General features: G+C 57.3%; 5 protein-coding genes. 2 read left to right on the plus strand and 3 right to left on the minus strand.

Annotated features, from left to right (window positions below; translation table 11 throughout):
* Nucleotides 1-45 precede the first annotated feature (45 nt).
* Both PMI26_RS00140 and PMI26_RS00135 read right to left on the minus strand, forming a co-directional pair.
* Complete coding sequence (locus PMI26_RS00140; RefSeq protein ID WP_007981036.1) at nt 46-1,170, minus strand: methyltransferase; 1,125 nt, start codon at nt 1,168-1,170, stop codon at nt 46-48.
* A gap of 189 nt (nt 1,171-1,359) precedes the next feature.
* The gene (locus PMI26_RS00135) at nt 1,360-2,073 is read right to left on the minus strand and encodes a helix-turn-helix transcriptional regulator (protein WP_007981038.1); all 714 of its coding nucleotides are present in this window, start codon (nt 2,071-2,073) and stop codon (nt 1,360-1,362) included.
* Nucleotides 2,074-2,381: 308 nt separating this feature from the next.
* Between PMI26_RS00135 and PMI26_RS00130 the strand changes: the two genes are divergently transcribed.
* A complete protein-coding gene (locus tag PMI26_RS00130; RefSeq protein ID WP_007981041.1) occupies nt 2,382-3,158 on the plus strand; it encodes a ferredoxin--NADP reductase in 777 nt (258 codons plus the stop codon).
* 42 nt (nt 3,159-3,200) lie between these two features.
* Here PMI26_RS00130 and mscL read toward each other — a convergent pair whose 3' ends face one another.
* Complete coding sequence (gene mscL / locus PMI26_RS00125) at nt 3,201-3,614, minus strand: large-conductance mechanosensitive channel protein MscL (protein ID WP_007981043.1); 414 nt, start codon at nt 3,612-3,614, stop codon at nt 3,201-3,203.
* A gap of 602 nt (nt 3,615-4,216) precedes the next feature.
* Between mscL and radA the strand changes: the two genes are divergently transcribed.
* On the plus strand, nt 4,217-5,584 hold the full coding sequence (gene radA, locus PMI26_RS00120; protein ID WP_007981045.1) for a DNA repair protein RadA: 1,368 nt from the start codon (nt 4,217-4,219) through the stop codon (nt 5,582-5,584).
* Nucleotides 5,585-5,662 lie beyond the last annotated feature (78 nt).

The following is a 5,662-nucleotide window of genomic DNA, read 5'->3' on the forward strand; positions in this document are numbered from 1 at the left end:
TGCTAGGTTTTCACACAGCCTGGACCGGAGGGTTTTTTTTGTCCGTTACTTTCGCGCCTTGAGGATCACGAATTTCGGATTGGCTGCCACTTGCTCGACGCCACGGAACAATCGCGCCAGCTTGCTGTGGTAACCCAGGTGACGATTGCCGACGATGTACAGCGCGCCGCCCACAACCAGCGCTTCGCGCGCTTGCTGGAACATCCGCCAGGCCAGGAAGTCGCCCACGACCTGTTGCTGGTGAAACGGCGGATTGCACAGCACCACGTCAAACGATTGCGGTTCCTGGCCGGCCAGGCCATCGCCGGCACGTACGGTCACTTCCCGTTCACCCAACGCTGCGCGCCAGTTTTCGGCGGCCGACTGCACGGCCATGAACGATTCGTCCACCAGCGTGTAGTGGGCCTCGGGGTTTTGCAGGGCGCTGGCGATGGCCAGGACACCGTTGCCGCAACCGAGATCGGCGACCCGCGCCGAGCCAAGGTTTTTCGGCAGGTGTGGCAAAAACGCCCGGGTACCGATGTCCAGTCCTTCGCGGCAAAACACATTGGCGTGGTTGAGCAGTTCGATAGCGGGTTCGTCGAGCCTGTACCGCGTCGGGTAAGGCGACACAACCGGGGTTTTGTCTTCTGCCGTGGCAATCAATAACCGCGCCTTCTTCACCGCCAGCGAGGCTTGCACGGGGCCGATGTAACGCTCCAGCAAGTCGCCCGCCGCCCGGGGCAGGTGCTTGATCATGGCCGCGGCGATCACTTGGGCGCCAGGTGCCAGTTGCCCTTGCAGGCGGATCAGTTGCTCTTCCAGCAATGCCAGGGTTTTCGGTACGCGGATCAGCACGCAGTCGAATGGCCCGACAGGGGGCTCGCTGGCGGGGACGCTCGGTACCGCATCAAACGCCAGGCCGTTGCGCACCAGGTTCTTTTCCAGGCCCTGCAAGGCCAGGAACGAATCACCGCTGCTGACCACCCGCACTTTGCCCGCCAGGCTGGCCGCCAACGCGCCGAAACTGTCGTTGAGCACCAATACCCGCATCTCGGCCGTTGGCTGCTGCTCGGCCAGATAATTGAGCAGGTATTCATCAGCCGCATCGAAAGCTTGCAACGGTTCATTCTGCTGTTCTGGCTGGCGGATCAGGTTGAGGCTGGCGAAGGGTGTTTCGAGCAAAGGCATGGGGCGGGGCTCTGGGTAATCAACGGGGGGTAATCAACGGATGTCCCGCTGCCCTGAGGCGTTGGTGCGGGCGGAGCCGTCCGAGTGTACTGCGTCGTGAAGGTCTACACGCCATCACTCAGGAGGGACCGCAAATGGTACGTTTTTTTTGATCGGATTACCCGCAGGTTTTCCCGCTGTCGGGCGCTTTCAGATGGCTCCGGAGCGGTTCGCGGCCATGACTGCCGCCATCTTGTTGTTGACGCCGAGCTTTTCGATAGCCCTGTGCACATGAAAGTTGATCGTGCGTTCACTCAAGTTGAGGATCCTGGCAATTTCATAAGCCGTCTTGCCATCGGCCGACAGTTTCAATACTTCGATTTCCCGCCGTGACAAGGAGGGGGCGTTAGTACAAACCGGTTTTTTTGGTTGCATCCCGATCGCCAGGGCGTGCAGGTGGCGACTGATGAACACCGAGAATCCAAGATTTTCGTACAGCTCATAGGCTGAAATCGGGCAATGGCTTCGGGCCAGGCTGAGAATGCTGCGCAGGCCGCTTTCTTCATCGTGGATTGCTTGCGACCAGCCATGCGCCAAGCCTTGCTGTTGCAGCAGTTGCCATAACCACGGGGTTGCGCAGAAGAGCTCTTTGCTCCAGAGCACGGGTAGCATGGAGTGATTGCAATAGGCCGCTACGGGGTCAATCTCGCTGGCGTTGCTTTGTTCATACTGTGTGTTCCAGTCGTGTGGATAGTTGTTCAGGTTGACGGGGCAGCAATCAGTGCGACTGTTCGTTGAAATGGTTGAAAAGGCACAAAATTTATATCCAAGGTTCCTGACGAAATTCAGTGATATTCGATAGGCCGTATTAATGTCCTGTGTTTGAGAAAGCAGTTGAAGCTGTGACTCCTTCCAGATTTCCATATACGGGGTCTCCAACAATATGTTCCCGGTGGGGTGCTGGTTTTGGATCCGAGATCCGGCACGTGACGGAGTGTAGGACATATCCGACAATTGTAGTTCGACGATTTTGCTCTTTTAACGGCTGAAAAAGTGTGTGCCAGGTTCTTAAGCCGTGTGTGAAATATTAAATGCCATTTGTCATTTTATATTGTCTGGTGTTTCTCACATTGAATAATCAATAAGTTGCACACTCAATAACACTACAAAATGTCTGTGTTTATGCTGCCGTCTTTGCGGGACACTGAGGTATCTATTGATTGGAGCCGTCCATGTCCGTCAGCGAAGAAAAATTTACCCGTCAGACCTTGCTCGAGGTTCATCCGTTGACCCCGAACCTGTTTACCCTGCGTGCCACGCGGGATGCGGGGTTTCGTTTTCGGGCGGGGCAGTTTGCCCGGTTGGGCGTCACCAGGGCTGATGGCAGCACGGTATGGCGCGCCTACTCCATGGTGTCCTCACCCTTTGACGAGTTCCTCGAGTTCTTTTCCATTGTCGTGCCGGGTGGTGAGTTCACCAGCGAGCTCAGCCGGCTGGTCGTTGGCGACAAATTGCTGGTCGACCGCCAGGCCTTTGGTTACCTGACGCTGGACCGTTTTGTCGATGGGCGCGATCTATGGCTGTTATCCACCGGAACCGGCGTGGCGCCGTTCCTGTCGATACTGCAGGACTTTGAAGTCTGGGAGCGATTCGAGCGGATCATCCTGGTGTATAGCGTTCGTGAAGCCCGGGAACTGGCTTATCAGGAACTGATCGCGGGGCTGACGCAACGTGACTATCTGGCCGAGTACGCACACAAACTGCAATTCATCACCACGGTCACTCGTGAACAGCATCCGGGCTCATTGAACGGGCGGATCACCACACTGATTGACAGTGGCGAACTGGAGCGCGCCGCAGGTGTTGCGCTGACGCCTGAACACTCACGGGTCATGCTGTGCGGCAATCCGCAGATGATCGATGACACGCGCAAGCTGCTTAAACAGCGGGACATGCACTTGAGCCTCAGCCGGCGACCCGGTCAGGTGGCGGTGGAAAACTTCTGGTAAAAAAAAACGGCGCCTCGAAGGCGCCGTTTGATGCGGGGGCGGTCAAGGCCGGTTGTTCTGGGCCTTGAGCAAGTCGCGGATCTCTCCCAGCAACTCTTCTTCCTTGGTTGGAACCGGCGGCAGGCTCGGAGCCACGGCCTCTTCGCGCTTCAGGCGGTTGATGGCCTTGACGCCGACGAAGATCGCGAGGGCGACGATGATGAAGTCGATGATGGTCTGGATGAATTTGCCATAAGCCAGCACCACCGCCGGAGTCGCACCCTCTGCTGCCTTGAGCGTTATGGCCAGGTCACTGAAGTCCACACCACCGATCAGCATCCCGATTGGCGGCATGACCAGGTCACCGACAAACGATGTGACGATCTTGCCGAAGGCTGCGCCGATGATGATGCCGACGGCCATGTCGACCACGTTGCCTTTGACCGCGAAGGCCTTGAACTCGTTTAGCACGCCCATAGGTTATTTCCTTGTTACAGATGAGGTTGATGAACGCAGTGTAAATCAGCCAATCGCATTCTGCTCGAATCAACGGTCTGCCGTGCTTGCCAGCAATCGATCCGGGTGGTCATGGAGAACTCGCCGATTGATCTCATTTGTGGGCCGGCCAGCCCTTCTGCGGCGGTTCGCTTACGGCTTTTTTCAGCGATATGACTTCGCTGTGTGAGCGAACCAGGTTGAAGTGCCCTCCTTGAGTTGGGATGTTGAAATTGTTCGGGTAATTGTTAAACAAAAAAGTCGGTGTTGAAAATTCATTGCAGTTGCAATGCGGTTAACTGTTTCGTTAGTTTGGAGCTCGCTTTATTTGAGCGTTTTTGAAGTTATGCATCATGTGTATAAGTGAATAAAGCTTGTATAGGTTTTTAGGGGGCAGTAAGGCACGTCTCAAGTGTTTGTTGAGTATGTTGGGTAAAAACTTATACAAGGATTTATCGCGGTCATATTTCAAAAAAGTACGAATAGATTATGGCTATTTGAAATCATCCAGAAGATTGCAAAATATCTGGCCGCACTCGCGTGCCTCAGCTGAGCTATCATCGCGTTTTTTTCCGGGAGTTCCGATGGCCAAGGCCAAGCGCATGTACGGCTGCACCGAGTGCGGCTCAACCTTCCCCAAATGGGCCGGGCAGTGCGGTGAATGCGGGGCCTGGAACACGCTCACCGAAACCATGGTGGAAAGCGGTGGGGCAGCCGCCCCCAGCGGTCGTACCGGCTGGGCCGGCCAGCAGGCGCAGATCAAGACGCTGGCTGAAGTCAGTGTCGAAGAAGTTCCGCGCTTCTCCACCGCTTCCAGCGAACTCGACCGGGTTCTGGGTGGTGGTCTGGTGGATGGCTCGGTGGTGCTGATCGGTGGCGATCCCGGCATCGGCAAGTCGACCATTCTGTTGCAAACGTTGTGCAACCTCGCCAAGAGCATGCCGGCGCTGTACGTCACCGGTGAAGAGTCCCAGCAGCAAGTGGCCATGCGTGCGCGACGCCTGGGGTTGCCTCAGGATCAACTGCGGGTCATGACCGAAACCTGCATCGAAGCCATCATTGCCACGGCCCGCCAGGAAAAGCCCAGGGTGATGGTGATCGACTCGATCCAGACGATCTTTACCGAGCAACTGCAATCGGCACCGGGTGGCGTATCCCAGGTGCGTGAAAGCGCCGCATTGCTGGTGCGTTATGCCAAGCAGAGCGGTACGGCGATTTTCCTGGTGGGCCACGTCACTAAGGAAGGCGCGCTGGCGGGGCCTCGGGTTCTGGAGCACATGGTCGACACTGTGCTGTATTTCGAAGGCGAGTCCGACGGGCGCCTGCGGTTGCTGCGGGCGGTGAAGAACCGTTTCGGTGCCGTCAATGAACTGGGCGTGTTCGGCATGACCGACAAGGGCCTGAAAGAAGTCTCCAACCCTTCGGCGATTTTTCTGACCCGTGCCCAGGAGGAAGTCCCGGGCAGTGTGGTCATGGCGACGTGGGAAGGCACGCGGCCGATGTTGGTGGAGGTACAGGCGCTGGTGGACGACAGTCATTTGGCCAACCCGCGGCGGGTCACACTGGGGCTGGATCAAAACCGGCTGGCGATGTTGCTGGCGGTGCTGCACCGTCATGGTGGCATTCCGACCCACGATCAGGACGTGTTTCTCAACGTGGTCGGCGGGGTCAAGGTGCTCGAAACGGCGTCCGACCTGGCGTTGATGGCAGCGGTGATGTCCAGTTTGCGCAACCGGCCGCTGCCTCACGATCTGCTGGTGTTCGGCGAAGTGGGGCTTTCCGGTGAGGTGCGACCGGTGCCGAGCGGTCAGGAACGTTTGAAAGAGGCCGCCAAGCACGGCTTCAAGCGGGCCATCGTGCCCAAGGGCAATGCGCCCAAGGAGGCGCCACCAGGGTTGCAGATTATTGCCGTAACCCGTCTGGAACAGGCCCTCGACGCACTCTTCGAGTAACGCCCATCACCCAGTGTAGGAGCTGCCGAAGGCTGCGATCTTTTGATCTTGAAAATGCCAGATCAAAAGATCGCAGCC

The sequence above is a fragment of the Pseudomonas sp. GM33 genome, assembly GCF_000282295.1.
Classification (GTDB): Bacteria; Pseudomonadota; Gammaproteobacteria; order Pseudomonadales; family Pseudomonadaceae; genus Aquipseudomonas; species Aquipseudomonas laurylsulfatiphila.

What these genes read in the sequence shown, in the direction of transcription:
- PMI26_RS00140 (WP_007981036.1), bottom strand. Translation starts at nt 1,170, where the DNA reads ATGCCTTTGCTCGAAACACCCTTCGCCAGCCTCAACCTGATCCGCCAG.
- PMI26_RS00135 (WP_007981038.1), bottom strand. Translation starts at nt 2,073, where the DNA reads ATGGAAATCTGGAAGGAGTCACAGCTTCAACTGCTTTCTCAAACACAG.
- PMI26_RS00130 (WP_007981041.1), top strand. Translation starts at nt 2,382, where the DNA reads ATGTCCGTCAGCGAAGAAAAATTTACCCGTCAGACCTTGCTCGAGGTT.
- mscL (WP_007981043.1), bottom strand. Translation starts at nt 3,614, where the DNA reads ATGGGCGTGCTAAACGAGTTCAAGGCCTTCGCGGTCAAAGGCAACGTG.
- radA (WP_007981045.1), top strand. Translation starts at nt 4,217, where the DNA reads ATGGCCAAGGCCAAGCGCATGTACGGCTGCACCGAGTGCGGCTCAACC.